Raw genomic sequence first — 1,623 nt, forward strand, 5'->3', positions numbered from 1 at the left:
CCAACGACGTGGAAAAGGTTCTTGCCAATGTCGATCCCAAACACCGTTGCCGGCCTGGGCTTGTTCCGTGTCCTCATTGCTTCCTCCTTTCAAAAGCCACCTCAGTCTGACTGAGAGGACGGGGCGGGTCATCCCATTCTGATGTCCCCAGTCAAGCACACAACGCACGGTTTCCCATCTCCACGTGGACTCATCGTGAAGTTCTTGCGCCGATGGATCGTGCAGAGGAGAAGGCGGAACCCAAAGACGTCGGTGAACAGGCTCTGATGCGCGGGTTGGATACCGCATTTTCGTTTTTTCGTCTGGGGCTGTTCCTGGTCTAGCATCGGGCGTCGATCGGATGATCGGCCACATAATGGGTTTCAGGATTTCCCCTGCCGTGGTCCCACCTTCACCTCTGCACGATTGATGTCTGCGACTACCCTGATCCTGATTGCAACAAAGAGGGCTGTGGGCCGGTCGAGCGCACCTCACGACTCGAGCGGTCCACAGCCCCCAACGATGTTACGCCTGTCGAGGTGGCATGAGCTCGCGATTGATTGCCCAAATGAAGGCGGATAGCTCTCGGGCAATCGCCGTGACGATCACGGTTCGCCGCTTGCCCTTCCGCTCGAGTGAGCGGAAGGGTCCGCACAATCTGGTTTGCGCTTTCCACGCAATCTCTCGCGCGCGTCTCGGTGCGGCCTCCACCTTTGGCTGCTTGTCTCGGCTTACGCGCGGCGGATATCGATAGCTCCAGGCCGCCTCCACAAGAATACGTCGCGCCCGTCCATTACCGGCTTTGGTGATGCCGCCTCGCTTGACCTTGTCGCCAGTTGAGTTTTCCGTGGGCACCAGACCCAGATAGCTCATCAGCTCGCGCGGATTTTGAAAGCGGGAGAGATCACCGATCTCGACCAGCACCCCCACAGCCGCAATGAGATCAATCCCCCGCATCGCCCGCAGGGCCGCGACAACCTCGGCGAGCGACCACTCGGGTACTACCTCGCGGATGGCATCTTCCAAACGCTCCAGCCGCTCACTTTCCTGGCGTATCCCCTCAAGTAACTCTTCGAATGCGATGCGCTGCTCGCGATGCTCGAGCTTCTGCGACATGAGCCATCTCATGTGGGCGGGTCCCCACGTTGTCTTGCCCGGATAGATGCGTCCCAGCCGCAGCATCAATGACGAGATCTGTTGACGCTTGCCCTGGAGGTCCTTCTTCACTGCCTGACGGGCGCGCGAGAGATCGCGCATAGCCTCATGGCGCTCGTCCGGCACCCACACTGCGGTGAGCTCGCCCGCGCGCAACAGCTTGGCGAGGCTTACCGCATCGCGCCGGTTCGTCTTCACTCGATCGCCGGCCTTCTTCGGAACGAGCGAGGGGGCCACCACCAGGCAGTCATGGCCGAGGCTCTTGAGCAGTCTGTAGAGGCCATATCCTGTCGGCCCTGCTTCGTAGCAAAACGTCAGATGACAGCATTTCGCTGCAAGCTTTGCCACCAGCTTTCGGATCGCTGCCTCCGTGGCAGAAAACTCCCTATAGCGCGACAATCTGGATGGGAAGCGCGCGACAATCTGGATGGCGAGTCGGTGTCGCGGCGAGGTGATGATTGCCGCGATGATTGTCGCGCGCAAGAGTTT

Annotated in this window: 1 protein-coding gene; it reads right to left on the bottom strand. The window is 60.0% G+C overall.

Annotation, left to right across the window (positions count from 1 at the left end; translation table 11 throughout):
- Positions 1-504: 504 nt before the first annotated feature.
- A complete protein-coding gene (locus IVB36_RS06350) occupies positions 505-1,563 on the bottom strand; it encodes an IS110 family transposase (RefSeq protein WP_247390970.1) in 1,059 nt (352 codons plus the stop codon).
- Between the last annotated feature and the right edge of the window lie 60 nt (positions 1,564-1,623).

Origin of the sequence: Bradyrhizobium sp. 35 (assembly GCF_023073215.1) — a bacterium.
GTDB lineage: Bacteria > Pseudomonadota > Alphaproteobacteria > Rhizobiales > Xanthobacteraceae > Bradyrhizobium > Bradyrhizobium canariense_D.